Raw genomic sequence first — 25,945 nt, 5'->3', positions numbered from 1 at the left:
TTAGCCACGGCCTATCAGTCTGTGCACGTCAACTATTGAAAGCGCCGTATACCGAACGGTACGTACGGTGTTGTGAGAGGACGGCGGTTAGTCACCGCCTCCTACTCGATTGCAGACAGCAGGAAAAGACTTGAAAGCAGAAGATCCTTCTCTTTGAGAAAAGGTAAAGTGAGAAGTATTCATTGTCCTCCTGGGCGCTTTATGGTATGTTCGACTTGCAGGCGCAGTCGCTTGAGGCCGCAAATTGCGACCTCAAGTTTTGAGAGATTGCAAGACCGTGATCACGAGCGTGGTACATGATACATAGTCAGTGTAAGTGAATAGAAAATCAGGGGGTAAATGAATATGTCGTTAAAGGAATCATGCATAATCCTGGACCTGGTAATGGCTGCCATTTTCTTTTTGATTGGGTTCTTGTTTTACAGATCAAACGGGAAAGCAGCGAACTTCTTAACAGGCTATAATATGAAGTCCGCTGAAGAACGCAAAAAATATGATGAGAAGAAAATGTGTAAGGATTACGGAAAGCATATGATGCTATGGTCGATTCCCTTTTTCATTGGAGCTGTTATTGACTTCATTTTTCCTATAAAGGGAACATTGATCGCATGGGTTATATGGTCAGGCATGTTTATCCTTTTACTGATCGAAAGACATAGAAGAGAAAGATAAATCGCAATTTGTCCGGGAGGCCGATGCGATTGTGCAAATGCTTCCCGGGTCTTTTGTCGTCTCCGGTATCATGGTAAACTGAAAAAACAGATAAAAAAATATACATTTGCCAGGCCGGCATTTTTTCCTCTGGGGAAACGGCTCTTGAATGTCCGCAGGATTTTTTTGGTGACCAAGTCACCTGAAAATTACCGCCTGGGGGAAAATCGGTCTCTGATATTTGAAAAAGTTCGGTCGGTGTAATTTTTAAGGCGGGGAAACACAGGCAGGTGTATAATGGTTGCAGGATCGATCTTTCCTGCAGCCATTTTCTGATGAGCTGACCCGGAAGGATGACAGAACAAGAAAAGGCGTAAGTTTCAATAAAAAAAGGAGGCGCGCAGTGGGAAAACATTTATCAGAAAGCATCCGTGTTCCAATTGAGGCAGACAATCCTGCCATCCGCCGCATAGAAAATCTCTGTATTAAGTGTGGTCAGTGCAGAGACATCTGCCGGGATTATATCAGCGTGCTCGGCTATTATGACCTGTCAAAGACCAACGACACTGCCGTCTGTATCCATTGCGGCCAGTGCGCGAATGTCTGTCCGGTCAGCTCGATAACAGAGACACCGGAGATGGACGCCGTAATAGCCGCAGCAAAGGATCCGGATAAGGTTCTTATCGTCAGTACATCACCATCCGTCAGGGTTTCCCTGGGCGAAGCTTTCGGAATGCAAAGAGGAAGCTTTGTCGAAGGAAAGATGATTGCACTCCTCCGGAAACTGGGCGCAGATTATGTGCTCGACACAAATTTCGCGGCAGATATGACGATTGTGGAGGAGGCCAGCGAACTTGTGGAGAGGCTTACAACGCACAATAAGCCACTTCCTCAGTTCACATCCTGCTGTCCGGCCTGGGTGAAGTTTGCCGAGATCTATTACCCCGAGCTTTTGCCGAATATTTCGTCCGCAAAGAGCCCTATAGGGATGCAGGGCCCTACGATCAAGACCTATTTTGCAAAGAAAATGGGGATAGATCCAAAGAAAATTGTAAATGTGGCGCTGACGCCCTGTACCGCTAAGAAATTCGAGATCCGCCGCGGAGAAATGAATGCTTCCGCCAGGTATCTGGATCTTCCCGGTCTCAGAGATATGGATCATGTCATCACAACGCGTGAGCTCGCAGACTGGGCGAAAAAGGCTGACATTGATTTTTCAACGCTGGAGGATTCAAAATTCGACAAGCTGATGGGAGAGGCCTCCGGCGCAGGCGTAATCTTCGGCAACACAGGCGGCGTCATGGAGGCTGCCGTCCGCACTGCCTACGAATTTGTCACACATGAACCTGCTCCAAAGGAACTGTACACACTCGAGCCCGTCCGCGGCATGCAGGAAATCCGTGAAGCGGCCGTAGAAATCGGAACACTGCGCCTTCAGCTGGCCGTGATCTATGGCACATCGAATGTCCGCAGATTCCTTTCCATGGCAAAGGAATCCGGAAAACATTATGATTTTATTGAGGTCATGACCTGTCCGGGAGGATGCATTGGCGGCGGAGGACAGCCGAAAGCCGATGTGGAAGAGCGCAGAACTATGGTGGATTCCCGTATTGAAAGTCTTTACAAGCGGGATGCGCAGATGAAGCTGCGAAAGAGTCATGAGAATCCAGAGCTGAAGCAGCTGTACGAAGAGTTTTACAGAAAGCCTCTCTCGCCGATCGCTGAAGAAATGCTCCATACATCCTACACGGACAGGAGTGGGCTGCTCGGTGAAGATGCCGGAAAATATAAGACACTACTGACATTTGACGTAGATGGAGCAGAAGCGAAAAACGGTGCAGCAGCCTTTTTCGGAGAAGAAACAGGCAAAAATGCAAGGTCAGAACGCACCGGCGATTATGAGGAAGTGACAACGCCCGGATCTGCAACACGAAAATGGAAATGTCGTGTCTGCGGTTATATCTATGAAGGAGATAATCCGCCGGCTGAGTGTCCGATTTGTCATATGGACAGATCCTACTTCGATCCTGTTAAGAAGTGGAAGTGCCGCATTTGTGGTTATATCTGCGAGGATGTCAATCCACCGGCTGAGTGTCCGATCTGTCACAAGGACAGCTCCTACTTCGATGAGATCGAATGACACCGTGACCGGCGCGCAGTCACCAGCGCGCCGGTCACAATGTGGAGAATCAACAATGAGGATGACAAAAGAAATGGTCCAGGTAGATTTGGATGCCCTGCCGGAATCTTACAGAACAAAAGCAGTACAGCTCAGGAAGGAAGACGTATGACGGCTTTTTATCATCTGCCTGGTCTCTTCGAGTTTTACGAATTCTATCGTCAATTTCTGCCGCTGTATCTCCATCACAGAGATTGGTTTTATAACTGGTGTAAAATTGGATCCATATACGGGGCGCCATCAGACTGTCTTTGGGCCGGCGGTCGAGTGGAAGAGAGCGGCACGGATCCTCAGAAGGTGCTGACACTGACGAGGCAGTATGGCATTTCTGCACGACTTACTTTCAGTAATGCACTGCTCCGGGAGGAACATCTGTCCGATCACAGATGCAACGCGCTAAGCCGGCTCTTTCACAAACCTGGAAATGGCATCATCATTACTTCGGATCTCCTCCTCTCCTATATGACGAAGGAGTATCCGGATTTTTATTATGTCTCCTCTACAACAAAAGTTCTGACAGAATTTGAAGCGCTGAAAAAAGAATTGGATCGAAAGGAATTCCTTTATGTCGTTCCTGATTTTCGGCTCAATAAGGCATTTTCCAGACTGGCAGCGCTGTCACAGACCGAAAAGAATAAGGTTGAATTCCTCTGCAATGAGTGCTGCTGGATTGGATGCAAAGACAGAAAGCGCTGTTACGAAGCCGTAAGCTTTAGGAATCTTGGAGAAGATGCCCATCCAGGAGAGGACTATTCTGCCTTTCACTGCAATGCACCGGAGGCAGAAAAAGGCTACCGGTTCTTTGCGGCAATGAAAAATCCTGCTTTCATCAGCATAGAGGGCATCCAACAAATTTACCTTCCAATGGGCTTTTCCAATTTCAAGATCGAGGGACGCGGACTTGGCAGTGCTCTTCTCTTGGAATTCATTCTTTATTACATGACAAAACCGGAATACCAGATCGCTGTGCGGGAAGAACTCTATCTGGATAACACGCTGGACCTCTTCTGATTTAAGAATTTTAAATGTTCATTCTCGATTACATATTCTGATTCTTTGCTGAATGCAGTATATCCGGCTCTTCAAGATTGATCATGCATTCAAGGATTATTCTCAATATTATTTTATCAAGGGAGCCTTAAACACAACTATGGGTAAATTTTACTTCGTCCGGCACGGCCAGACAGTATGGAACGTTGAAAATAAGATCTGCGGCGCAACAGACAGTCCCCTGACAGAGCTGGGGCATGAGCAGGCCAGAGAGACAGGAAGAATCCTGAAGCTGAAGATGGATGCCGGAGAAATCACCATCGATGAAATCCTGACATCACCGCTCAGCCGTGCCTATGACACGGCAAAGGAAATTTCTGTGATGACCGGTGTGCCGATGCGGATCGAGCAAAGGCTCATTGAACAGAATTTCGGCAAATGGGAGGGAACCGCCCGAGACGGAAAAGAGTTTGCCAGAGCAAAGCAGAACTTCTGTGACAGCTTTGACGGCGGCGAATCCATGATGCGAATGGCACAGCGCATCTACAATCTGATCGATGATCTGAAAAGGGATCCGGAGAAGACATATCTGCTCGTTGCACACAACGGCATTTCCAGAATTATCGAGTCATATTTTCATGACATGACGAACGAGGAGTTCGCTTCATTCGGTATCCGCAATGCGCAAGTGCGGGAATATGATTTCTGATGCCTTTATCCGTTCAGTTGTCTCGAAAATCAGCAGATTGCAGATAAGTTGTGCAGAATTGAAATGGTATGTGCACAGTGGATTTCAGAGGTATGCAATGATTATCAACGCAGGAAGCCGAACGGATATCCCAGCCTTCTTTTCGGACTGGTTCTATAACCGCATTCGCGAGAGATATGCCCTTGTCAGGAACCCATACAATCCGGTCTCCGTGACAAAATACAGGTTGGACCCGTCAGTTGTGGATGTCATCTCTTTTTGCACAAAAAATCCAATTCCTATGCTGAACAGGATCCATGAACTGGACGCATTCCGCACTTTCTTCATGGTGACCATCACTCCTTACGGGACGGAGATAGAGCCGCATGTTCCGGAAAAGAAGAAGGTTATGAACGCCTTTGCAGCTCTTTCCCGTTACGCCGGCCGAAGGAGTGTCATCTGGAGGTACGATCCGGTCTTTATTTTCGGAAAATATACGGTTGATTTCCACAAACGGACATTCGCTGAGATGGCTGGGAAATTAAAGCCCTATACCGATCAGTGTGTAGTGAGCTTCCTTGATCTGTATGAAAAGACAAAGCGCAATTTTCCAGAGGCATCGGCAGTTCCGATGTCCGTACAGAATGAGCTGATCGATTCTTTCAATATGACTGCCGAAAGGCTGGGTATGCAGATTCACCTGTGTCTGGAAGACAGAGCCCTTGTCAGAAGCCATGTGGATGCAGAAGGGTGTTTTTGTAAGAAGGTCATTGAAAATGCCATAGGAAAGAGACTTCTCGTGCCAACCCATTCCCCTGCACGGCAGGGGTGTTCCTGTCTCCTTGGCGCTGATATTGGCGAGTACAACACCTGCGGACACGGCTGCCTTTATTGCTATGCCAACTACGACCAATCCGCTGTTCTCCATAATATGAGTCAGCATGATCCTTCGTCTCCGCTGTTAATCGGACATCTCACAGAGCATGATATTGTACACACTGCCAAACAGGCGTCCTGGATTGACAGACAGATGAGCATCTTTGACTTTCTTTAGAGCTCCCTCCACACAGCAAAATGATCGTAGATGTAGAACATTAAACATTGATTATGTTAGCGCCGGGTGATTTCAGCCATTTTGGGTCGGGTTATTCCAGCCAAAAAACGGTCGCATTAAATCAGCCAACGCATCAATGATCCGGATCTCATTATCCGGTTACTTTACATTTTCGTTTGCAATTCCTGCTTCTACAGCCAGTGTCTGGCATTCCCTGCCGCGGTAACTTTCACCTTTAATCATGAACACCTTGGCTTTATCGAAAATTCTGTCCAGAGTTGCCAGAAGGTCATCCTTTCCATCGAAGAATTCCTCCCACTGGGAAGGCTGCCGGTTGCTGGTAAATATCATCCTGGGCACTTTATGGTATGTTCGACTTGTAGGCGCAGTCGCTTGAGGCCGCAAATTGCGACCTCAAGTTTTGAGAGATTGCAAGAGCAGTGATCACGAGCGTGGTAAATGATACATAGTCAGTGTAAGTGAATGGAGAAGCAGGGGGTAAATGAATATGTCGTTAAAGGAATCATGCATAATCCTGGACCTGGCAATGGCTGCCATTTTCTTTTTGATTGGGTTCTTGTTTTACAGATCAAACGGGAAAGCAGCGAACTTCTTAACAGGCTATAATATGAAGTCCGCTGAAGAACGCAAAAAATATGATGAGAAGAAAATGTGTAAGGATTACGGAAAGCATATGATGCTATGGTCGATTCCCTTTTTCATTGGAGCTGCTATTGACTTCATTTTTCCTATAAAGGGAACATTGATCGCATGGGTCATTTGGTTAGGCATGTTTATCCTTTTACTGATCGAAAGACATAAAAGAGAAAGATAAATCAGAATTTGGAGGGTAAGCATGAACCATTGTGGAACCCGCATGATAGAAACAAAAAGATTACTGTTAAGAAAATTCGTAATAGAAGATGCAGATGCTATGTTTCGGAATTGGGCATCCGATAAAGAGGTTACAAAGTTTCTGACATGGCCTGTTTATACCAGTTTGGATACCGCAATCCATATATTGAATGAATGGACTACGTCCTATGAAAAGCCGGACTTTTATCAGTGGGCAATTGTGCCGAAAGATATCAATGAACCGATTGGTTCAATTTCTGTCGTATCAACTAATGAAAAAACGCAGATGGCAGAAATCGGTTACTGCATTGGCAGGCCGTGGTGGAATCAGGGAATCACCTCTGAAGCGTTGCGTGCAGTAATAGATTTCATGTTCGACCAGGTTGGCGCAAATCGCGTCCAGGCAAAACACGATGTAAATAATCCTCATTCAGGACTGGTTATGAAAAAGTGTGGAATGAAATATGAAGGTACCTTGAGAAGCGCGGCAGTTAATAATCAAGGTGTCTGCGATGTGAGCATCTACGCATTATTAAAGTCAGATCGATAAATCCCAGTTTGTATGTGCCTGAATAAATGAACAGTAATTACCAGCTGGAAGCCAGTGCAAATTGTGCTTCCGGTTTTTAGTTGCCGGAATTTCCGGCAATGAACCACAACTACACATATAGAGATTATAAGAGGAGCGTGTGAAAGAACTTTCGTTTTTCATACGCTCTTTCTATTGCTGATACACTGAAATATGTGATGGCTCAGAGGCACAATACGGAATAGTCACTTTTTTGCATTTGGCATTTGCTATTGTTACCGGGATTCTTTGACCATTCCGCCGTCAAACATCCACAATTCATCTATCTCAAGAACGCGGCGAGCAATCTGAGAAATGTTCAGGCCGCCAATTACTATATCGTCAACGAGGGAGCCAACGTATACGAATTTTTTGCCTTCGGAATTTGTCAGTTCGATTCCCCACATACCGCCGTCACATACAAGTTCGGGAATATACGGCTTGCCAAAATGAAATGCGAGATAGTCCATCAACTTTTCTGTAGGCTTACTGCGGTATCTTTTCATAGATTTGAAATCTGCTGTGGGTGGAACCTGAGAAAAGTCCCCGGAAAAATACCGTGTGAGCGAGACACTCCCGTTTCTTCTCATTGTGAGCCTTTGTTTTATCTCTTGTCCGGGAGCAGGCGGACAATACCCGCTATCCTCGGATTCAATTATTATCTTTTCTGCCGTTCCTTCAAAAATAGGATATGTATCTTCCATAGGATTACTCCTGCTTGCTCCTTTTTCTATTTGATTTCGCTGTAAGATATCTGATATTCAAACAACTTCACACGGCTGTCTTGTCGTACAGCCTCTATCAATGCCTTGCCCGGTGCATTCAGGCAAATGATCCCATAGACCTTCTTTCCTTTTGCCTTATGCCGTTGAAACCAGTCAATGTATTCAACGATCTGCTTATATGCGTCATCGTAGCCGCTGTCCTTTTTTAGTTCAATGATATAAAGGTTTCCCTCTGAATCTTCGGCAAGTATGTCGAGACGGCCTTTTGGAAAGATATACTGCCTTCCATATTCACCCCGACGCTTATATATTTTCAGCGGCAGACCGAAGACCTCCATACCTGCTTCCATCCGCATTGTTAGTTCATCCTCCAGCACCTTTTCCGACTGAAACTGGACACCTTTTCGTTCTATGACAGCCTTGGCGACCGGTTCGGAGACTTCTTCTATATCACCAGCAGATGCTTCTGATATAGCCGTTACGGCATCCCGCTTTGGAGCATTCTCAATTTTATCTCGTATAGCCGTTGCAACCTTTGCAGGTGCGTTCTTTACAAATTCACGTGCCTCGGTATATTTTCCCATTGCATAGAGAACACGTGCGAAATTTGTAACCGGAAATGCAAGATCTGTTTCCCAACCTTCGTCAATACACTTTTTCAATATGGAATAGGCTTTGTCATATTGACGCTCCCGGTAGTAGAGATAGCCGAGGTTGTTTGCGGCATAAGGACACTGTGGATATATTTCTACAGCCTTTTCATAATAGGAGATAGCCGTCTTCCGATCCTTCAGTTTATCGTTCGCATACCCCAAAAAGGAATTGATTTGATCCTGTGTATGAAGGGTCGAATTGTAGCTGTCAGTCTCCTCAGAGTAAAGCCGTTCAAATGCAGCAATTGCATTGCCATACTGTTTCTCATCATAGTAAACTACGCCCAGCATTTCATTGATGGTAGGGCTCTCCGGATACTTCTGATATGCGGTCTCAAGTACCTCCAACGCCTCTTCGTTTGTGGGCGCATCATAAAATGCTTCTATGACATCGCAGAGCTGAGCAGCTATCTCATCGTGCGGGATCGATTCGATTTCCCGTTTCACATACTTCCAGAAACCGGCATAGGCATTTTTGAATGCCAACAACACCCCCGAAGCAACATCAGCTTCTCCATAAGGAGGTGTTTCGTGCTCAAAGGTTTGAATATACTCGTGTATATATATCTTTACTTCCTTTTTGCGACCTTCTAAGAATGCGCACCATGCATCATAAAAAGTATGTCGAACTAAATTTGCTGAACGTCGTTTGAATATTTTATAATCCTCGGATTGCAGGATAGCTTTTTGCTCTTTCTGATTATATTTCAGATAATTGTAACAAACGGAACCAAAAAGCTCATTGCAGAGAATCGTATCGTACTCCTCAGCCTCCTGCTGATTCATTCGATCAAGTTCTGCGGCAATCTCCCCTAAAGTCATCGGCTCCGGAAACCGCTGATTAAATCTTTCGTATAGTTCTTGTGTGCTCTCTGACGTCTAACATTCCTCATTCATCGCCAAACAGGTCATCGTAGAACATCATCTCCTCTATGGAGTACAGACGATTTTCCCATTCTTTTTTCATTCAATTATGATAGCACAAAGATGCAGCGAGATTATTACGACATCTATATGGACATCCATGTATATGTGTGGGCAACCAAATATAATATGGAGGTAACAGTCATGAACAAGTATGTTTCGCTGGATAAGCGAAGTAAGAAGGCGCAGCGCGAGTATCACGCAAAGCAGAGACGAACCTGGGGTGGACTTAATCCCGTGACAAGGAGCGTACCGAGCGGAAAGACTTACAATCGAAAGAAGGAAAAGCAGAGGTTGCTACGTGCCAGTGGCACGTGTTCAGCAACGACCGAAGCGAAGCGGAGACCGGCAAGGAATTCAGAAATGGATTTGAGGCCGATCTTTTTTTGCAAAATTATTTATTTTTGCTTGACTATGACGTAACGTAATAGTTTATGATGTAATCACACGTGAAGGAGATGATAGCCATGAAGACAGTAAATGAAGTGAGTAAGCTGACAGGAGTGAGTATACGCACGCTGCAGTATTACGATAAGATAGGACTCTTAAAACCGGCGGAGTATACCGAGTCTGGATACAGGCTGTATGACGATGCGGCGCTGGAGAGACTTCAGCAGATTTTACTGTTTCGTGAGCTTGAGTTTCCGCTTAAGGATATCAAGGATATCGTAACCAGATCTGATTTTGACAAGAGATTGGCACTTGACCAGCAGATAGAACTTCTTGAATTAAAGAAGGAACATATCGATAATCTGATCAGTATGTGCCGTGAATTAAAATTGAGAGGAGTGAGACATTTGGATTTTACAGCATTTGATTCAAGCAAATTAGATGAATACGCCAGGCGCGCAAAAGAGCAGTGGGGTAATACTCCGGAATATAAGGAATTCGAAGAGAAGAATGAAAATCGGTCTAAGAGCGAAGAAGAGAGCATGATGACCGATTTTATGAAAATCTTTGAAGAGTTCGGAGCTATGAAGGACCAGGATCCTGCATCTTCAGTAGTTCAGGATCAGGTAAAGAAACTGCAGGACTTTATTACCGAGCATTTTTATAAATGTACTAAGGAGATTCTTTCAAGTCTCGGTAAGATGTATGCCGGTGGCGGCGAATTCACCGAGAACATTAATAAGATGGGCGGAGAAGGAACTGCTGAATTTACTCACCGGGCGATACAGATCTACTGCGGATGATACATTTTTTGAAAAAGTAGGTTTTCGGTAGGTTTTTGGTAGGCAAGGTGTCTTTCATGCTGAAAGAATTCTAAATATATGTGGAGGGAACTGACGATATATGTTATGATGCCCTTGCCGCTAAGACGGCGAAAAAATCATTTTAAGGAGAGTGCTGTTTGAAAAAGTACAACACACTGGAGATTGTGGGCTAACTGGGAGGTTTGCTGACAATCGAACAAGCCTCCCGCTGAAAAGCAACTTTTGGTCACAAGTTTTCAGGAGGTAAAAAACATTGAATAAAAATGACTATACAATTCGTTTGGAAGAAAAGAACGATTACAGAGCAGTTGAAAATCTTGTCAGGGAGTCATTCTGGAACGTATATAAGCCCGGGTGCAGCGAGCATTATGTGATGCATGTGCTTAGAGATGATCCGGCATTTATCCAGGAACTTGATTTCGTCATGGAGCAGGATGGCAGTTTGATTGGACAGAATATGTTCATGAGGACGATTATCGAGGCTGATGATGGAAGGGTGATTGATGTTCTGACGATGGGACCGATTGGCATTACACCAGAACTGAAGCGTCAAGGATATGGAAAGGCTTTACTGGACTATTCCTTGAAAAAAGCTGCAGAGATGGGCTTTGGTGCGGTTCTATTTGAAGGAAACATCGGTTTCTATGGCAAGAGCGGTTTTGACTACGCCAGTAAGTTTGGCATTCGGTATCATGATTTACCGGAGGATGCAGATGCGTCATTCTTTCTCTGTAAAGAGCTGATTCCCGGATATCTTGATGGAATTACCAGGGTGTACCAGACTCCACAGGGATATTATGTGAGTGATGAGGATGTGGAAGAGTTCGATAAGGACTTTCCACCTAAGGAAAAACTGAAGCTGCCTAGACAGATCTTCTAAACAGAAAAAGAGATTTAGCAGCAATGCTACAGAGAGGGAGTCGAGTAACATCGGCTCCTTTTTCATGTCCGGAGGGAGGTGGTCATTTGTATCCGGTCAGCAATGCTTTCCTTGAAGCAGTGAAGGCGAATACAAGGATAGTGTCAAGATTTATTATGCTGTGACCTTCTTGAAAATTACTTGAAAGTCTTTTTTATCTGCTCCAGAAACTTTTCAGCAATAGGAGTAAAGGCCTGATATTTATTCCATATGAGATATAGTTCTGACTTCAGTTCAGGTGAAAGTGGTCTGAATACCATGTCAGTTCCTTCGGTATTTATCAGATCCTTAAATGCAAGAAGTATTCCAAGGTTTTCTCTTGCAAATACAGAGCCGTTATAAGATAGCCTGAAGGAGCCTTCAAGTTTTAGCTTAGGAAATCTTTCTTTAGCCCATGTTTTGATTTCATTGTTCCAGCTTTGCTCAGAGACAAACAGGGGCTGTCCTATCAGGTCAGAGACATGGATGGATTTTTTCTTTGCAAGGGGATGAGATGAAGATATGATTGCTCCCCATACATCGGCTTCCGGAAACTTAACATATTCATATTTATTGCTGTCAGGTGTTTCACATAGTACAGCAAAGTCTAAAATGCCTTTATCAAGCTTTTCAGTAACCTGCTCAGTATCTCCGCTGGTTATATGATAAGTGAAGTTGGGGTATTTTTCTTTTAACTTATAGATCTCTCTGGCAAGATATCTTATCTGATAGCTCTCGGCCAGTCCAAAATAAATATCCCCACCTGTTATATCATCCAGGGAATTAAATTCCTGTTCTATTTTATCTGACATAGCCACAAGATCCTGAGCACGGTCACGTAGAAGCATCCCTTCGTCCGTAAGCGAAATGCTGAAACTGTGCCTTACAAACAGTTTCTTCCCAAGTTCTTCCTCTAATGATTTTAATGTCTTTGAAAGAGTAGGCTGTGATACATGAAGCTGCTCAGCAGCCTTTGACATATTTTCTTCCCTTGCAACTGCAAGAAAATATCTGAGATTTTTTATTTCCATGAAAACCTCCATGAAGTTGACAATTAAAGTGTTATTCCAAAGACGAATATCACGATATTTATTTTATTCATTAGCGAAAACCTGGTCAAGGATTTACTATGAAATCAGAAGGAGCAAAAAAGATGGATACTAAAAAGATTCTTGAAAGCCTTACTGACATGGGCTGTGATGAGAAAGAAATAAGCTTTATGAAAAAGATGTATGAAGAAGGGGATACAGATACGCTTCTTCGAGATCTTAGAAAATGCCGGTGCCATCTGATGGACGAACTTCATGACAGTCAGAAGAAAGTTGATAACATGGATTTTTTGATAAGACAGATCCAAAAAGAAAAGTAATTAAAACGGAGGAATGTAAAATGATCAGAAAAGAAGAACTGAACCTTGTAACGGAATGGGATAAAACCTTTAAGAAAAGTGATAAAGTAGACCACAGCAAAGTCACATTTGTAAACAGATATGGAATCACTCTTGCAGCGGATATGTATGTTCCAAAGAATGCAGATGGTAAGCTCCCTGCAATTGCTGTATGCGGGCCATTCGGTGCAGTTAAAGAGCAGTGCTCAGGTCTTTATGCTCAGACAATGGCAGAGAGAGGATTCTTAACAATAGCATTTGACCCATCATTTACAGGAGAGTCCGGTGGGAACGTAAGATATATGGCATCTCCTGATATCAACACAGAAGATTTCATGGCTTCAGTTGATTTCCTTTCACTTAATGAAAAAGTAGATCCTGACAGGATTGGAATCATCGGTATCTGTGGATGGGGCGGCATGGCTATAAATACAGCAGCTCTTGATACAAGGATCAAAGCTACAGCTGCAATGACAATGTATGACATGACAAGAGTAAATGCCAAGGGATATTTTGACTCCGAGGACAGCGAGGAAGCAAGGTATCAGAAGAGGGCTGCCATGTGCGCTAAGAGACTTGAAGACCTTAAGGCAGGTGAGTATAAGCTTGGCGGCGGTGTAGTAGATCCACTTCCGGAGGATGCACCTTTCTTTGTGAAAGACTATTATGATTACTACAAGACTGACAGAGGTTATCACAAGAGAAGCCTTAATTCTAATGATGGCTGGAATGTAATCGGCTGTGAATCCTTTGTTAATCAGCCAATACTTAAATACAGCAACGAGATCAGAAGTGCAGTTTTACTTGTTCATGGAGAAAAGGCTCATTCATGTTATTTCTCAAAGGATGCTTATGCAGATATGATCAAAGACAGCAAGTATGCTGATAATAAAGAACTTATGATAATCCCTGATGCGGTGCATACAGATCTATATGATGGCGGAGATAAGGATTATATTCCTTATGACAAGCTGGAGAGCTTCTTTAAGGAGAATTTGAAATAAAAGGATGAGATGATATGAGCAAAGTATTAGTAATTTCAACAAGCCTTCGTGCAAATAGCAATTCAGATATACTTACTGAAAAGCTTATAGAAGGAGCAAAAGCATCAGGTCATGATGTGGAGCATATAAGTCTTAAAGGGAAGAGCATAGGCTTTTGTATAGGATGTCTGGCATGTCAGAATACTCAGAAATGTGTCATTAAGGATGATGCTGCCACGATTGCTGATAAAGTAAAGAACGTAGATACATTGGTATTCGTCACTCCGATTTATTACTATGAGATGAGTGGTCAGATGAAGACTCTTTTGGACAGGCTCAATCCTCTATATCCTTCAGATTATAAATTTAGAAATGTATATATGCTCTCTGTAGCAGCTGAGGATGAAGAGTTTGTGCCTAAAAAGGCAGAAAGTGGACTTCAAGGATGGGTTGATTGCTTCGAAAAGGCTCAGTTTTCAGGTTCCTTATTCTGCGGTGGCATAGGTGATATGGGTGAGGCATCCGGGAAAACAGAAGAGTTAAACGAGGCTTTCGAGTTTGGAAAGTCTTTAAGATAAAGGATGCTTGATATGAAAGAAAAAATGATTTTGATAGCATTCTGTATGACAATCATGTTTTGTATGAGCGCCTGTTCAGGAAATACAAAAAACTCCGGTGATAATCAGAATGCAGTAACTGAAATATCAACATCAGAAAATGTTGAAACAGAAAGCTCAGAAGAGAATGTCATGTCGGAGGGAACTGCTATGTATCAGCTGGCAGAAAAAGATGAATCAGCAGATGATGAAGCTGTTGGAGATAGTACTATGATAATGATGATTGATGGTACAAAAGTTAATGTGGAGTGGGAAGACAATCAGGCTGTAGAAAGACTGCGGGATATGGCTAAAGATGGTGATATTACCATTCAGATGTCAATGTATGGCGGTTTTGAACAGGTGGGTTCCATAGGACAGAGCTTGCCACGAGATGATAAACAGACAACAACGAGTTCAGGTGACATTGTACTTTATTCGGGCAATCAGATGGTAGTGTTCTATGGCTCCAACAGCTGGTCATACACAAGGCTTGGTCATATATCTGATAAGGATGAGGCAGAGATGGCAGATCTTCTTTCACAAGGAGATGTTACGATAACCATCAGCACGGAATAGATTCCTTTTCCCCCTTCAGAACCTCAAGGACGAGATCAGATTTGAACTTGGCACTAAAGTTTCTTCTTGTACGAGACATGTGCAACTTTCGTGACAGGTTCACACGCTGCCGCTGCTCTTTCAGTGTGATGGTTCGCATCATTTTTCCTTGATCAGCTCCTCACAGATCCTCCGGTATTGACCGGCATAGATACTGCCTTTTTCCCAGATAAAGTCGAGGTCATGCTGCATGGAAAAATCCCGAAGCTTTATTTCGCGCAGCCTGCCGTTTTGGAGCTCTTCCTTAACGGCAATTTTATACAGGAATGAAATCCCGCAGTCCTCTTTCAGCAGGGCTGTGATCGTATGCATATTTTCCACTTCGATGAAATGAGAGAAGTCATGCAGCCGGATGCCCCGGGCGGACAGGCTGCGCTCCATGATTTCTCTGGTACCGGAACCCTTTTCCCGGATCAGTAGCCTCTCCCCCTGAAGATCTCTCAGAGAGGCCGGCGTCCCATTCCTGAAAACATGCTCGGCTGCACATACCGCGATGTAATCCTCTGTGTTGTAAGTCAGATTCTCATACTGATCCCCGGGATAATATCCTTCTACAAGTGCAAGGTGGATCTTGCCATCTTCGAGCAGATGGATCAACTGCTCGGTATTTCCAAATTTCAGGTGTATATTCATATCCGGATGCCGTTTCAGAAACCCGGCCAGCGGATTTACAACCGCATATTCACCGACAGTCATGGTAACGCCGAAGGACAGACATTTTATCCCGGTGTCCTCCGGACGAAGTTCCTGTTTGAGCTGTACCTCGTCATTCTGCATGGCCTGCAGGCGTTCCTTAAGAATTTCCCCCTGCCGGGTCAGATACAGTTTTTTATTCCGGTATAGAAAAAGCGATGTGCCGTAATAATCCTCCAGATAATGGATATGGGAAGATACCGCCGGCTGCGTAATGTTCAGCTGCGCAGCGGCTTTGGTGTAATTCATGGTCTGGCAGACGCACAGAAACGTATTGATTCGAAAGTCCAGCATAAGACACACTTATCAATAAAAAAATAGTATCGTAAACAAGAAATAAATAATTTTACATTTTGAATTTACCATTCTATGATGATCCCTGTCAATGAAATTAAACAGAGGGAGGACATATCTATCATGTCATTTATAAGAAAAAACGGCGCGGGAATTCTTCTGTGTCTTGCAATTGCCATTCCGTCATGGATCATCGGACAGCGCTTCCCGGTTGTCGGCGGAGCCGTCATCGGTATTCTGGCGGGAATGGCCGTAACTGTGTTCTGGAAAAACAAAGGACCTGCGGAAGGCGGGATCCGATGGACTTCTAAATATATCCTGCAGACAGCCGTGGTTCTGCTTGGATTCGGGATGGACCTCGGGGTGATCGCCGAAACCGGAAAGCAGTCCCTGCCGATCATCATTTGTACAATCAGCACTTCGATGATTATCGCATGGCTGCTGCACCAGCTGATGCATGTCCCGGGGAACATCTCCACACTGGTAGGTGTGGGTTCCTCGATTTGCGGAGGTTCTGCGATTGCAGCGACCGCTCCGGTCATTGGTGCGGATGATGATGAGGTGGCGCAGGCAATCTCTGTAATCTTCTTTTTCAATGTCCTTGCGGCGGTTTTCTTCCCTATCCTGGGGCGTGCCATCGGCTTTGATACTACCAGCGGAGACGCCTTCGGAATCTTTGCCGGGACGGCCGTTAATGATACTTCCTCGGTGACCGCAGCGGCATCCACTTGGGACAGCATGTGGGGCCTCAGGAACCAGACGCTGGATAAAGCGGTCACGGTTAAGCTGACACGTACTCTGGCCATCATCCCGATTACGCTGGTTCTTTCGATCGTTCGTGCAAAACAGTCGGAGAAAAACAGCACTGCCCCAAATAGTGAAGCTTTCAGCCTGCGCAGGGCGTTTCCCGTGTTTATCCTGTATTTTGTTTTGGCTTCGGTGATCACGACGGTCTGTGTACAGGCAGGCGTCAGCACGGAGGTGTTCGTACCACTCAAGAACCTGTCGAAATTTTTCATCGTCATGGCGATGGCTGCGATCGGTTTGAACAGCGACATCGTGAAACTGATTCGGACCGGCGGGAAGCCGATCGTCATCGGCGCGGCCTGCTGGGCGGGAATTACGCTTGTCAGCCTTGGCATGCAGCATGTTATGCGGATCTGGTGATATATCGAATTAAATACGCCAGTTTGACTATAAAAGAAGGCAGGTACTTTTGTCGGAGTACCTGCCTTCTTTATTTACGCGAACAGTGAGCCGCAGCCGAATGCGAAGTATTCGTGTGCGGCGAGCGTCGCGATAGCGAGATAAAACTCGATCCTCAATAATTTCTGATCTTTGTATTTACGCTCTTAAGGGCTGTCTGTAGTTTTGTAGTATCGCCGCCAATCTCAACGGTGATACCCTAGATCCGTCCATCCGTCCAGCCATCCATCTCCCTCCTTCCTGATTTTGGGTAAAAGAGAACACCGATCATTTCTGACCGATGTTCTCAAAAACTATGTTTTACTACTTCTTACTTCATTGCCTGTATCTTATCATTCATCTTCTTTGCTTCTGCACGATAATATCTCATGAAAAGGAACCAGATAAGAAACGCAACAGCCAGCTGAATCGCCGTAATTATAATTTCCTGACCGATGGTTGCAGACCCACCTGTCCATCCGACTGCATAAGCAACGATTGTATAAAGCACGCAGCCAATACCCATGTGTATCAACACTCTAATCGGCATTGGAAGATTTTCCTTCCTGTACACAATGGTCGGAACTCCAAATCCAAGGCCAACCAAAACGCAACCGACAACCATTTTTGTAAACCTGTAATTCTCAAGGCTGAAATTCCCTTTGTATCTTACATCAAATACAATTCCACCCAGACAGAAAATAGCCATTGCCATTCCAATACTGATTACCGTGCTCTTTGCTAAATCTTTTATTGTCTCTTTCATTGCTTTCGCCTCCTATAATCCAAGATATTTTTTGAACTCCGGCAGATATGTTCTCGAAACGTAATCCTTGCATCCGTTCTTCAGCTTCAGCAAAAGTGTTCCGCTGAAGCCCGGCTCGATACTGTCCATATAAGACAGATTGATCAGTGTGGATTTTGATATCTGCATGAACTGTTTTCCTAACTGCTGACCAATCTCATATAGCCTTTTCCGTGAACGATATTTTTGTTTTTCACCATAAATAATCGTATCTCCATCCTCTACTCTGACCATGTATATTTCCTTAGGCTGCAGAATGATAATATCCTCTTCATTCTGCAGAGCAGTTATGGGAGTTTCGTTTGTGCTGAATAGATCAAGCATTCGCTGTATCTGATGTGTCACCTTGTCAGTGTAGATCACTGCATATGGTTCTTTATATTCAGCAGAAATATCAACACTTATCTTCATGCCCCGGTTTCCTTTCTCTTTGATGATGTAATCATACAATATATCGAAAGCTCTGTCCTGACATTTGAGGTAAGTGACAAAAAACAAAAGGTGAAATGCATAAGCTTCAGAGATTTCCTTTTACTTAAAAAAGGTAACGATTATCAATCGTGAGTGTTGCGTAATTAGATAGGCGCAATTAGTAGAGGGGGTGTGGAGATCGAGTGAAAATAGAATTTACATTCTTGCTTATAATTTGTACAATTATAAGCAAAAATGTAAATAAGGTGGTGGCTACATGATCCCTTCACAACAGATTCTGAAACTTGCAGTGAGTTGCAGCTTGAAGCGGAAACCTGGGATAGGGATCCGTATGATTCAAATCGTGACAAAGGGTTTCTCATGAACTGGGCCGATGATGAAAAGTACGATGGATTATTCCCATATCATCCGCTTTCAGAAATGAGAAGGTTTATAGATTACGTAGTAGAGAACAACTGATGACCTTGGTTTTTAAGGAGTGATCAAGATATGATCGGAGCAATCATAGGCGATATTGCCGGTTCAAGGTATGAAAGAATAAATCACAAATCGAAGGAGTTTGAGCTGTTCGATAAAAAATGCCGGCCGACAGATGACAGCGTGATGTCTCTTGCTGTGGCAAAGGCCATTCTTGATTGTGCGGAGGATGTAGATTCTTTAGGTAAAACGGCAATATCTGCCATGCAGGAACTGGGCAGGATTTATAAGAATGCCGGTTATGGTGGTGCCTTTATTAAGTGGCTCTGGGCTGAAGATCCTCAGCCGTATAACAGCTTTGGAAACGGCTCCGCCATGAGAGTAGGACCGTGTGGGTTTGCTGCAAAAGATCTGGATGAGGCCAGGCTGCTATCTGCAAAGGTTACAGAGATAAGTCATAATCATCCGGAAGGAATGAAAGGCGCCGAAGCTATAGCAGTGGCGGTTTATCTTGCAAGAAACGGTAAGAGCAAAGAAGAAATCAGAAATTATATTACTTCAAACTATTATGAAATTGGGTTTTCGCTTGATCAGATCAGAAAATCTTATAAGTTTGATGTCTCATGCCAGGGCTCTGTCCCGGTAGCGCTTGAAGCCTTTTTTGAGGCAGTAGATTTTGAAGATGCCATAAGGAATGCAATCTCAGTCGGTGGAGACAGCGATACAATTGCTGCAATGGCCGGTGCTGTTGCAGAAGCGTATTTCGGTGTTCCGGAAGGTATTATAGACAGTGCGATAAACTACCTCGATGCCAGACAGATGGAGATTCTTTATTATTTTGAGAAGAGATACCCGTCTAAAGCCCTGGATGAGGATGGAGAGGCCACAAGAACTGTTTTTGAAGTCCTTGCTGGCGCTTTAGGAGCTGGTATTGGAGGTATAGGATCGTTTGTAGCTCTCTATGGCTTGGGAGCAGTCGGCCTTTTTAGCTGGGAGGGAGGTTATTATGATGGGGACAAACGTGAACGAAATTACCGGAGTGATGACGGACCTCACGTTTGTTGATAGGTGCTAAAAAAATTACGTTAAGTTCTAAATATGCTATGATTCAATTCCAGTTCCAAAATAGAATATCCATTTCTGGGGCACTGAATCGATACAATAGAAAAGATTCTTTCAAAGATTGGTAACATATGCATTTGCTATGTATGTAATTGCGCTTCCTCTAAAGCAAACCATAAACGATAATAAAGTCTTCTTTCAGGAGAATGAAGATCATCCATAAGAAGAGATTTCAATTTATCCAGCCGTTTCAACAGACTGCTTCTGTGTATATATAATTCTTCAGCGGTCGGTGTAATTGCCATTTCATTTTTCAAGTAAATTTTTAATGTTTCAAGATAACTGGTTCCCTTTTGGGCATCATATTCAATTACTTTACGAAGTGCATGATCTGTCAAAGCATCCATGGATAGACGGGTACCACATTCGCTGAGCAGGAAGTGAATAATCTGATCATCAAAAAGAGTAAGGGCAGAGATACTATTCTGAAGGCAATAATCAGCTTGGATCAAGGCCATATCAAAATGGTGAATATCATGGAAGGTATTGCTGAATCCGGCTGTATAGTTCATGCGGGATAACATTTCCTCAAATGAAATGCAGATTTCCTTAAGATTATCCGCCTTATTGAGTTTTAATAATCCAACAATGCTCTGATGATAAACTACGGAACAATGTACCTGGGGTATAAAAGTGCAGAGAGATGCATGCATATAATCTTTTGGCATAAATGAGCTGTGCGGCTTTTCTTTCAATTTGAAGCATATCCAGTTTTCACTGTCTGATAGTTGAAGCGATTGTTTTTCTTTATAATTGAGGGGCTGATTACGAAGGATTTTCTGCATTACAGAATTGTTGTCACTTTCAGAACCGGCAAATTCGTGAAGATATTTTTCAAATGCATTCTGAAAGATCTTAAAATAATGGCTGGCTAGCAGGAAATCACTTTCGGTAAAAGTACGATAAAATTCGTTTAAGGAGATACAGCCTGTAAAATATCCAAGCGGATACAGATTCTGGCAATAGGATGCCCGCCCTTCGTGTTTAATAGAAGACAGATAAGGAATTTTTATTTGTCTTTCCAGATTGCATACTTTACGGACGGAATCGGTCATTTCAGGACCGATGACATAAGAATCTGTATTTACAGTAATTTTTTTTCTGCCGTAAGAATCTGTATCCGTCTGTGCAGAAAAGATTACTTTTAACGATTGATCTGTAACAACGATTCTATTATCGAGTTCTTCAATACCAAGTCGAAGAATTGTTTTTATATCAAAGTTTGAAGTCTTTTCCAATTCATCTCTAAGCGCATTATCCCACTGGTCATAATGGTCATAAATCATGCTGATTTCATTAAATATTGTTGAAAAATCTAAAGATTCTGTAATCTGTAAGATCGGAGTGCCGGCTTTCTGCCATGCAAAGGGAATGTTCGTTCCCATACAGACCAAAAAGCAGTCTGTTCTAGGTATTATATATGGTAAAACGCTTGAGGACAGAATATATAATCTTCCAGATTGAAGTTCTGTTTCGTTACCTAACATGATAGGACGCGGGCAATTTAATGCATCCTGATGGTCACCAAAGAGGCGGCAACGAAAATTATCCGGTAATTTCTGCTTTAGAATCTTCAGGTTCAGTTTCATAAAATCCTCCATGTTCAACATGATACAGGTAGCATTTCTGATACCATAAATTATAACAAAATCTCTTCTGGCAATACATATTATTTAGCGTATTTGTGAAAAAGCCTCATTTATAACACCTTTCAGCCTTGATAGGTGTTATTTTTGATACCATAAAATCAGATATAAAAGATGTATATAAAGCGAATGAATATAAAAAAGGAGTTCAAAATATACACTATCAAATAAGATGTTTCAATTCTGTGAGTCTGTGGGAATCCTGCTTTACACCATATAATAAAATCATCAAAAACAAGATGCGTAATAGATGAAATTAGAAGGAGGATGTAACCATGAGTAACAAAATTGATGCAAGAATTCCCAAAGATTCTGGCGCAAAATCCATGACATGTTATGCAGCGATTCAATCACCATGGAACAAACTGGTTGGTTATCAGGAGGCAATGCATTGGTTATCACGTTACAATGCAACATTCAGTGCAGCTTGTATGCAGGCACTCAGAATTATTGAGCCTGATTATGCTGAAAGAGCCCAGGATATGTGCACTGCAGTGTATCAGAAACTGTATTATACGATGCAGCGTTTTGGAAAATACCAGATGGAACAGCACAATGTACACCCATTCTGTAGAGGAAGTTTTGTAGGTGCACTGGTTGGAGATTCTGGTGATGATGCACTTATGATGTGCGGACGTGTACAGGATTTTGGTACATATCGTGCGGAAAAAGAACTGGATATCTGTGATTGGGATATTGTAGGATCTGAACTTTGCAGAGCTACAACACAGTCGTTGGAAGCAAGTTCAAAATCATGGTCTGAAAATCTTCGCCCTGGTACGCAGCTGGAGTTTCATATGGTAGAAGCGAAGGGATGTGGAGATTGTCATTGCAGAATCGTGGCAGAAAGCCGTGATAAATATCCGATGCCTCCACATGCACAGTGGGAATGTTTCGGACCGGTAGCAACAGCAGACCAGATTAAGTTTACAAAACCGGAGGACATGGTGGAAGAACCTATGGTATTCCGCGGTGAGTCAGGATTTACATTTGCAAATGGAACCAATATGGAAGATGATTCCAACAGCGTAGCGAGACTGACAAGACGATCAAATGCAGCATGTGGCTATATTTTCCCTGCATTGTCACTGATTCTCCGCATGCAGAAAGCAGATGAAAAAATGGTAGATCATGTTCTGCATTGTATATGTGAAGCTGCAGGAAAAGCGGTATTTGGGGAAAGAGTTGCAATCCAGGCAGTCCGTGACTGGATGGGTGTTCCGAACACTATGAATGATGGCCGTGTCATGGGCGGTTATCTGGAAATGTTCTTCCAGGCGATGGGACTGGAATATTCCATCGAGGCATTTAATAAAGATGTTGTGGAATATGTTGTGGATCGAAATAATCTGACTGTCTATAACCCTAAGATGGATGATGCTTATGTAGCTTACTGGTATGGAATGACAAAAACATTAGTTAATGCACAGTGGTCTCTTTGGGAAATCAAAGAGGATACACCGGCTGACAAGCTGAGAATCCGTATTGCCAAGAAGATTGATAAATTCTGTTAGTTGTTATTCCATGCACAGAAAGGAGTCAGAATATGTATAAGAATATCTATAAATATGATGAAATGAAACGAAAAGAACATATGGCTGTCCGTGAAAATGTTGGATGGTATCTCTGGACCCATCAGCTGGTTGAAGTTCAGGGCAGTGATGCAACAGCTTTATTAGAACTGTTATTTACCAAGCCTATTTCAAACATTAAGATCGGTAAAGAACGTTATACTACTATGCTCGATGAAAATGCAGAGATTATTGATGATGTAGTGGTATTCCGTATGGAAGAAAACAGATACTGGGTATCCACACTTTTTGCATCAGCTCTCATGCAGTGGATAGGTGCACATAAAGGTGAAATGGCAGTATCCTTTGAAAATATTACTTCTAAGTATCATATGTATGCGGTTCAGGGACCGAAAGCAAAAGATATGGTAAATGAGATTGTAGATGAGAACGTGGATGACCTGAAGTTCTTCTCTTTCGCGGATAATTCCATTGGCGAAATGAAAGTTATGATAAACCGAGCAGGATTCACTGGTGAAAAATGTGGATATGAAATCTATGTACCTGCGGAAAAGGCAGAAGAAATGGAAGAAATCCTTCGAAAAGCAGGGAAAAAGTTCCAGGCTGTTGAAGTTACAGAATTCCAGGTCATGGCATGGACGCTTCCAACTGAAGCCGGATTCTACTACATGAGGGACCTTCGCCATACGAACCCGCTGGAGGTAGGACTTGATAAAGGGATTGACTGGGAAAAAGAATTTATTGGAAAAACTGCACTTCTTAAAATTAAAGAAGAAGGTGCGAAGCGAGAGATGGTCGGATTTACAGTAGAGGAAGCAGATATTTATATTCAGGGGCGTCATTTAGGTGGCCCTGGAGAGGCTGTATATCTGGACGGAGAAGAAATTGGACGTGTCTATAAAATGGTTTATGGCTATGTGAAAGATACAAATATTGGATATATTCTTGCAAAGAAGGATACTTTGCATGTTGGGGATCATATCCAGATCCATGGTTATGAAGCAGTGATTACGGAAAAGAACTTTTTATAAAAGATAAGGAGATATTTTATTATGAGACTTGAGAATAAAGTAGCAGTTATTACAGGTGCATCTTCAGGAATGGGAAAGGCCATTGCAACTCTTTTTGTAAAAGAAGGTGCAAAAGTTGTTGCGGTAGCCAGAAGAGAGGAAAGATTAAAAGAACTTGCTGAATCTTTGAAAGGTGAAGCAGGAGAAATCGCGATCTTTGTTGCTGATATTAGTTCGTCAGCAAATAATGATGCAATGATCGACTATGCAGTAGAACAGTTTGGCCGTCTTGATATTCTTGTAAATAATGCAGGTATCATGGATGATATGAGTCCTGTTGGTGATATGACAGATGAGATGCTTGAAAGACTTATGGTTGTTAATGGCTATGGACCAATTTATGCAATGAGAAAGGCAGTACAGACATTTTTGAAACAAGAGAGTGCCGGAAACATCATTAATATCACATCTGTAGGCGCTGATCATAATACCGCAGGTGCAGCATATACAGCTTCCAAGGCTGCTGTTGCAGCAGTTTCCAGAAATGTTACTTTCCAGTATATAAACAATAATATTCGCTGCAATGCAATCGCTCCAGGAGGAATTTCTACGGAAATTTCGAAATCTATGGGAATGCCAAACATGAAAGGGTTTGGCAATGTAAAAAAACTTCTTGCTATAGCACCTGCAACCGGATATGCAGAAGATATAGCAAATGCAGCATTGTATCTAGCAAGTGATGAATCTAAATATGTCAATGGTGCAGTTATTACAGTAGATGGTGGTTGGACCTGTCTGTAATAGCCTATTCATCTTAAGTGTTACGATATCGGTAGCATTTCAAAGTTTGTGTAAACCTTCAAACTGATGTAAGCTAATCTTTCCAGTTTGGAGGTTTATTTTTATGGTACAGAGAAAACCAAAAGATTCACAGAAAGAGATAACTGTCTGCATGGGGTCTGAACTGTAACTTAGACAATGTGTTGTACAAAAAAACGGACATTATTGAGGTTGTCACGTCTATAGTCTGTTCTATATAATAAATAACAGAAATTACATTCGATTTTAATAACAATAAATATCACATCGGGTAATTCCGAAGGACGCTTTTGCCTGTTTTCTGAATTCAGTTAAATTCACAGTTTGAAATAGAGGGGTATGAATAATTGTGATTAAAAGAATTTATAGAGATAAATGCTGTCTGATCATGATTTGCTGTTGGTTGATTTTACTTTGGGTTTGTACATTTGTTGGAGATGCCAACGGAAGTACCATGTATATATATACTGCGTTGTTAGGTGGGGCTCTATGTGTGGCTTTTACAATTGGATGGAGCAGGGTGCTTATCTGGAACGATAACTTGAGCTTTTTTTATAAGGAAGATAGAGATAGATCAGTTATCAATACTGGTGCTTACTATGCAAACGCTGTTGGATGGGGTGCGGCTGATGGAGTCGCTTACGGCAAGTCTGATACTGTCTTCGCTCCCGATGACAACGTGACACGTGGTGAGGCTGCGGCGTTCATAGCAAGGGCTGACGGTAATCGCGCTTAATCTTGCCTTCGGTTTTCCTTTCTTTTACAGGAATTACCCCCAAGAAGATAGAAATGGGTATGATCAGAAAAATTGCATCACATAAAATGTAGTTATAAAAGGCGTCCTCGAAAAGGGCGTCTTTTTATTTACGGTGCGCCCGGCGGGCGCACGTTCTAATGGGTGAGAGTCCCTGATCCGCCCGGCAGTGGGAAGGATGCAGCTGAAAGCAAGGGCGTCATCGTGAGATGAGGTCTGAAGGAAGCCGTAGGCAAAACACTGGCCTGTAAAA

Annotated in this window: 27 protein-coding genes and 1 pseudogene; 19 read left to right on the top strand and 9 right to left on the bottom strand. The window is 43.1% G+C overall.

Features of this window, described 5'->3' with window-relative positions:
• The first annotated feature begins 345 nt into the window (after positions 1 to 345).
• The 5 genes from ACTQ3A_RS12835 to ACTQ3A_RS12815 all read left to right on the top strand — a co-directional run bounded on the left by ACTQ3A_RS12835 (position 346) and on the right by ACTQ3A_RS12815 (position 5,562).
• Positions 346 to 672, top strand: coding sequence for a DUF3784 domain-containing protein (locus tag ACTQ3A_RS12835; protein WP_441101051.1), 327 nt, complete (start codon positions 346 to 348; stop codon positions 670 to 672).
• Positions 673 to 1,054: 382 nt separating this feature from the next.
• On the top strand, positions 1,055 to 2,791 hold the full coding sequence (locus tag ACTQ3A_RS12830; protein ID WP_441495099.1) for a [FeFe] hydrogenase, group A: 1,737 nt from the start codon (positions 1,055 to 1,057) through the stop codon (positions 2,789 to 2,791).
• A gap of 147 nt (positions 2,792 to 2,938) precedes the next feature.
• Entirely contained in the window at positions 2,939 to 3,841 is a 903-nt protein-coding gene (locus ACTQ3A_RS12825; protein ID WP_441495098.1) for a hypothetical protein, read from the top strand.
• Positions 3,842 to 3,980: 139 nt separating this feature from the next.
• On the top strand, positions 3,981 to 4,529 hold the full coding sequence (locus ACTQ3A_RS12820) for a histidine phosphatase family protein (protein WP_410043469.1): 549 nt from the start codon (positions 3,981 to 3,983) through the stop codon (positions 4,527 to 4,529).
• Between the two features lie 97 nt (positions 4,530 to 4,626).
• A complete protein-coding gene (locus ACTQ3A_RS12815; protein ID WP_441495097.1) occupies positions 4,627 to 5,562 on the top strand; it encodes a DUF1848 domain-containing protein in 936 nt (311 codons plus the stop codon).
• A 159-nt stretch (positions 5,563 to 5,721) separates the two neighbouring features.
• Here ACTQ3A_RS12815 and ACTQ3A_RS12810 read toward each other — a convergent pair whose 3' ends face one another.
• Entirely contained in the window at positions 5,722 to 5,922 is a 201-nt protein-coding gene (locus ACTQ3A_RS12810) for an ATP-binding protein (RefSeq protein ID WP_441495096.1), read from the bottom strand.
• Positions 5,923 to 6,070: 148 nt separating this feature from the next.
• Here ACTQ3A_RS12810 and ACTQ3A_RS12805 point away from each other — a divergent pair, with 148 nt between their 5' ends.
• Together ACTQ3A_RS12805 and ACTQ3A_RS12800 are read left to right on the top strand one after the other, a co-directional pair.
• The gene (locus ACTQ3A_RS12805) at positions 6,071 to 6,397 is read left to right on the top strand and encodes a DUF3784 domain-containing protein (protein ID WP_441495095.1); all 327 of its coding nucleotides are present in this window, start codon (positions 6,071 to 6,073) and stop codon (positions 6,395 to 6,397) included.
• Between the two features lie 21 nt (positions 6,398 to 6,418).
• On the top strand, positions 6,419 to 6,967 hold the full coding sequence (locus tag ACTQ3A_RS12800; RefSeq protein ID WP_441495094.1) for a GNAT family N-acetyltransferase: 549 nt from the start codon (positions 6,419 to 6,421) through the stop codon (positions 6,965 to 6,967).
• 254 nt (positions 6,968 to 7,221) lie between these two features.
• Here the strand turns inward: ACTQ3A_RS12800 and ACTQ3A_RS12795 are convergent, their stop codons facing one another.
• Together ACTQ3A_RS12795 and ACTQ3A_RS12790 are read right to left on the bottom strand one after the other, a co-directional pair.
• Positions 7,222 to 7,689, bottom strand: coding sequence for a hypothetical protein (locus ACTQ3A_RS12795; RefSeq protein ID WP_441495093.1), 468 nt, complete (start codon positions 7,687 to 7,689; stop codon positions 7,222 to 7,224).
• A gap of 26 nt (positions 7,690 to 7,715) precedes the next feature.
• Positions 7,716 to 9,185 (bottom strand): endonuclease NucS domain-containing protein, encoded by a 1,470-nt coding sequence (locus ACTQ3A_RS12790; protein WP_441495092.1) that lies wholly within the window; start codon positions 9,183 to 9,185, stop codon positions 7,716 to 7,718.
• A gap of 569 nt (positions 9,186 to 9,754) precedes the next feature.
• Here ACTQ3A_RS12790 and ACTQ3A_RS12785 point away from each other — a divergent pair.
• Both ACTQ3A_RS12785 and ACTQ3A_RS12780 read left to right on the top strand, forming a co-directional pair.
• Positions 9,755 to 10,480 carry a MerR family transcriptional regulator gene (locus ACTQ3A_RS12785; protein WP_441495091.1) on the top strand — a complete coding sequence of 242 codons (726 nt, stop codon included), beginning with the start codon at positions 9,755 to 9,757 and terminating at the stop codon, positions 10,478 to 10,480.
• A 274-nt stretch (positions 10,481 to 10,754) separates the two neighbouring features.
• On the top strand, positions 10,755 to 11,381 hold the full coding sequence (locus ACTQ3A_RS12780) for a GNAT family N-acetyltransferase (RefSeq protein ID WP_441495090.1): 627 nt from the start codon (positions 10,755 to 10,757) through the stop codon (positions 11,379 to 11,381).
• A gap of 176 nt (positions 11,382 to 11,557) precedes the next feature.
• On the opposite strand, the gene ACTQ3A_RS12775 is transcribed toward ACTQ3A_RS12780, so the two are convergent.
• Positions 11,558 to 12,430: a LysR family transcriptional regulator gene (locus ACTQ3A_RS12775; protein WP_441495089.1), complete on the bottom strand. Its 873-nt coding sequence runs from the start codon at positions 12,428 to 12,430 to the stop codon at positions 11,558 to 11,560.
• Positions 12,431 to 12,552: 122 nt separating this feature from the next.
• Between ACTQ3A_RS12775 and ACTQ3A_RS12770 the strand changes: the two genes are divergently transcribed.
• The 4 genes from ACTQ3A_RS12770 to ACTQ3A_RS12755 are packed head-to-tail and all read left to right on the top strand — an operon-like array spanning position 12,553 to position 14,944.
• Positions 12,553 to 12,768 (top strand): hypothetical protein, encoded by a 216-nt coding sequence (locus tag ACTQ3A_RS12770; RefSeq protein ID WP_024865572.1) that lies wholly within the window; start codon positions 12,553 to 12,555, stop codon positions 12,766 to 12,768.
• A 20-nt stretch (positions 12,769 to 12,788) separates the two neighbouring features.
• Complete coding sequence (locus tag ACTQ3A_RS12765; protein WP_441495088.1) at positions 12,789 to 13,790, top strand: alpha/beta hydrolase; 1,002 nt, start codon at positions 12,789 to 12,791, stop codon at positions 13,788 to 13,790.
• A 14-nt stretch (positions 13,791 to 13,804) separates the two neighbouring features.
• Positions 13,805 to 14,347: a flavodoxin family protein gene (locus ACTQ3A_RS12760; protein WP_441474191.1), complete on the top strand. Its 543-nt coding sequence runs from the start codon at positions 13,805 to 13,807 to the stop codon at positions 14,345 to 14,347.
• A gap of 12 nt (positions 14,348 to 14,359) precedes the next feature.
• Complete coding sequence (locus ACTQ3A_RS12755) at positions 14,360 to 14,944, top strand: cyclophilin-like fold protein (protein WP_441495087.1); 585 nt, start codon at positions 14,360 to 14,362, stop codon at positions 14,942 to 14,944.
• Between the two features lie 138 nt (positions 14,945 to 15,082).
• Here the strand turns inward: ACTQ3A_RS12755 and ACTQ3A_RS12750 are convergent, their stop codons facing one another.
• A complete protein-coding gene (locus tag ACTQ3A_RS12750; protein WP_441495086.1) occupies positions 15,083 to 15,970 on the bottom strand; it encodes a LysR family transcriptional regulator in 888 nt (295 codons plus the stop codon).
• Between the two features lie 123 nt (positions 15,971 to 16,093).
• Here ACTQ3A_RS12750 and ACTQ3A_RS12745 point away from each other — a divergent pair, with 123 nt between their 5' ends.
• On the top strand, positions 16,094 to 17,137 hold the full coding sequence (locus ACTQ3A_RS12745) for a YeiH family protein (RefSeq protein ID WP_441495085.1): 1,044 nt from the start codon (positions 16,094 to 16,096) through the stop codon (positions 17,135 to 17,137).
• Positions 17,138 to 17,297: 160 nt separating this feature from the next.
• On the opposite strand, the pseudogene ACTQ3A_RS12740 reads toward ACTQ3A_RS12745, so the two are convergent.
• From ACTQ3A_RS12740 to ACTQ3A_RS12730, 3 genes and pseudogenes are all read right to left on the bottom strand, one after another.
• Positions 17,298 to 17,372 (bottom strand): annotated as a pseudogene (locus ACTQ3A_RS12740) (phage tail tape measure protein); the annotation flags it as partial.
• Positions 17,373 to 17,486: 114 nt separating this feature from the next.
• Entirely contained in the window at positions 17,487 to 17,921 is a 435-nt protein-coding gene (locus ACTQ3A_RS12735; RefSeq protein WP_441495084.1) for a DUF3021 domain-containing protein, read from the bottom strand.
• A gap of 12 nt (positions 17,922 to 17,933) precedes the next feature.
• On the bottom strand, positions 17,934 to 18,371 hold the full coding sequence (locus ACTQ3A_RS12730) for a LytTR family DNA-binding domain-containing protein (protein ID WP_441474188.1): 438 nt from the start codon (positions 18,369 to 18,371) through the stop codon (positions 17,934 to 17,936).
• Between the two features lie 510 nt (positions 18,372 to 18,881).
• Between ACTQ3A_RS12730 and ACTQ3A_RS12725 the strand changes: the two genes are divergently transcribed.
• On the top strand, positions 18,882 to 19,874 hold the full coding sequence (locus ACTQ3A_RS12725; protein WP_441495083.1) for an ADP-ribosylglycohydrolase family protein: 993 nt from the start codon (positions 18,882 to 18,884) through the stop codon (positions 19,872 to 19,874).
• A 137-nt stretch (positions 19,875 to 20,011) separates the two neighbouring features.
• On the opposite strand, the gene ACTQ3A_RS12720 is transcribed toward ACTQ3A_RS12725, so the two are convergent.
• Complete coding sequence (locus ACTQ3A_RS12720) at positions 20,012 to 21,520, bottom strand: helix-turn-helix domain-containing protein (RefSeq protein WP_441495082.1); 1,509 nt, start codon at positions 21,518 to 21,520, stop codon at positions 20,012 to 20,014.
• 332 nt (positions 21,521 to 21,852) lie between these two features.
• Here ACTQ3A_RS12720 and ACTQ3A_RS12715 point away from each other — a divergent pair, with 332 nt between their 5' ends.
• From ACTQ3A_RS12715 to ACTQ3A_RS12700, 4 genes are all read left to right on the top strand, one after another.
• Positions 21,853 to 23,091 (top strand): hypothetical protein, encoded by a 1,239-nt coding sequence (locus tag ACTQ3A_RS12715; protein ID WP_441495081.1) that lies wholly within the window; start codon positions 21,853 to 21,855, stop codon positions 23,089 to 23,091.
• Between the two features lie 32 nt (positions 23,092 to 23,123).
• Positions 23,124 to 24,140, top strand: a complete 1,017-nt coding sequence (locus ACTQ3A_RS12710) for an aminomethyltransferase family protein (protein ID WP_441495080.1) — start codon at positions 23,124 to 23,126, stop codon at positions 24,138 to 24,140.
• 21 nt (positions 24,141 to 24,161) lie between these two features.
• The gene (locus tag ACTQ3A_RS12705) at positions 24,162 to 24,920 is read left to right on the top strand and encodes an SDR family oxidoreductase (RefSeq protein ID WP_441495079.1); all 759 of its coding nucleotides are present in this window, start codon (positions 24,162 to 24,164) and stop codon (positions 24,918 to 24,920) included.
• A gap of 511 nt (positions 24,921 to 25,431) precedes the next feature.
• The gene (locus ACTQ3A_RS12700) at positions 25,432 to 25,674 is read left to right on the top strand and encodes an S-layer homology domain-containing protein (protein WP_441495078.1); all 243 of its coding nucleotides are present in this window, start codon (positions 25,432 to 25,434) and stop codon (positions 25,672 to 25,674) included.
• Positions 25,675 to 25,945: the final 271 nt, after the last annotated feature.

This window comes from Bilifractor sp. LCP21S3_F8 (assembly GCF_052117805.1).
Classification (GTDB): Bacteria; Bacillota; Clostridia; order Lachnospirales; family Lachnospiraceae; genus Bilifractor.
The sequence above is the reverse complement of the archived record's forward strand: the minus strand, read 5'-3'. Positions and strand labels throughout refer to the sequence as shown.